Annotated in this window: 1 protein-coding gene; it reads right to left on the bottom strand. The window is 54.9% G+C overall.

Annotation, left to right across the window (positions count from 1 at the left end; translation table 11 throughout):
- Positions 1-386: 386 nt before the first annotated feature.
- Entirely contained in the window at positions 387-1,472 is a 1,086-nt protein-coding gene (locus AC0QH1_RS07790) for an SGNH/GDSL hydrolase family protein (RefSeq protein ID WP_324630460.1), read from the bottom strand.
- Between the last annotated feature and the right edge of the window lie 337 nt (positions 1,473-1,809).

Raw genomic sequence — 1,809 nt, 5'->3', positions numbered from 1 at the left:
TTTCATTTGGGTCAAAGAGTTGGTGATAGGAGTCTATCATATCATTGCGGCTAAAGCCGCGCCCGTCGCTTGGTAGCCCCGTCTCTTTAGAGCGGGGCTACCAAGCGACGGAGTTTTTTTCGTGTTTGCAGGTGTTTTTGCATCCCTTCTCTACTTCGGGCTTGACCATGACTGACGGATACAGTAGGGGTATAAATGCCTAGTGGCAGATTACTGTCATCAATTTTTCGAGTAGTTTACCAAATTTTGGGCGGAGTTTGGGAGTTTAGTCCCGTTGAAGTTGGAGATTTTTCCTCAGGTTTAGGATTTTTTCCCAGAATCCAGGGGGGTTGGGGGAGTTAGGCTTGCCGGAAGTTGTGGCGCTCCCCGGGGGCGACAGGGGGGGTTTATTCGGAGTCGCTCAGTGCCTTCCAAGATTGCGATCGCAAGAGTGCGCCTCGCCAAATTTCATAGCCCTGGCGATTGAGATGGAGACCGTCGGTGGTTAATTCGGGCCGCAACGCACCGGCAGGGTCAAGGAATTGAGAGTGCACGTCGAGATAGATTGCGCCTTCTTGTTGGGAGATCGCGGCAATTTCTCGATTCAGGCGACGAATGCGCTGATTGGAAATCGTCCCCAGACGAGTGGGCAAAATCGATTGCACGATAATTTCCGCTTGGGGATGTTCTTCTCGCAGGCGACGCACGATCTGACGGTGATTCCAGAGGATTTCATCATCTCTGGCTCCCCGCCGCAAGTCGTTAATGCCGGCGAGCAGATAAATGGTGTCGGGTTGGGTGGCACTCAGGGCGGATAATCTGCTGAGAATGCCTCGGGAGGTATCGCCAGAAATGCCTTGATTCAACCACAGGGGTCCTTTGGGGAGGCGCTCTTGGGGAAACCACATGCTGATTGAATCCCCGAGGAGAATTGCGAGGCGATTGCCTCCTTGTCCTCGGGCGATCGCGCGTGCTTCTGATGCGAGCAATCCTTTCCACTGTTCGTAGGTGGGTTGGTTGGTGGCATCGCGCCACCATGAGGCAAAACTATCTACCGCTATCCGGGTGTAGGTCTGACCCGATCGCAGGGCTGCCAATCGTTGCTGGTACATCTGCGGTCCGGACAGGGGACGCGATTGCGCGGTGGGCAAGTAAGTCACCGGCTCTGCAGCACTGGTATCGGCAAAGACTTCCCAGGCGTGGGCGGCGATCCCCGCCGCGTCGCGGGCGCGGAAGGATTCCGGGGGCAAACCTTCAAAGAGCTGTTGCTCGAGCCACGATGCTGAGGGATTTCTCCCCACTGGGCTGAATTCTGGCTCGCTATTTTCCACCCTCGAAACGCTTGGGAGGGCGATCGGCGATTGGCACAGCACAGGCTCGGTTGCTTCCACGAAACCCGCGCCTAATTCTTTCGGTGGGTTGGGTTTTGCTGCTGGGGGTGATGCTTTTAAATGCGTTAACAGACCAATAGCCAGCACAAATGGATCGCTCATTGCATGTCACTCCGTCACACACACACACCTTTACCTTCTCTACCCGACGCGATCGCGTCAGGAAAGGACTGGGCGCTGCCGATTCGCTTTCCCTTGTTTCCGGATCCTCCGGTTTGCCACTTGCCTCATTTGTGCCTACATATTACTCCCCTGACGAGAAAAACAGTTGTCGCCAATTGCAAAGGAAAATGATTGTCCGCGCCGCCTAGTTTTCCTGGGGGTAGGTCACTCCCACCGTTAACCATCCCCCCGTGCAGATTATCATCGAAAATTAGGGGTTGGTAAGGGGGGCGAATGGAAACCCCTGTCATTTATGTATGGGGAGGAATTCGCCCCC

This window comes from Phormidium sp. CCY1219, assembly GCF_055795085.1.
Note: the sequence above shows the minus strand (reverse complement) of the source record. Positions and strands in the feature narration are given on the sequence as shown.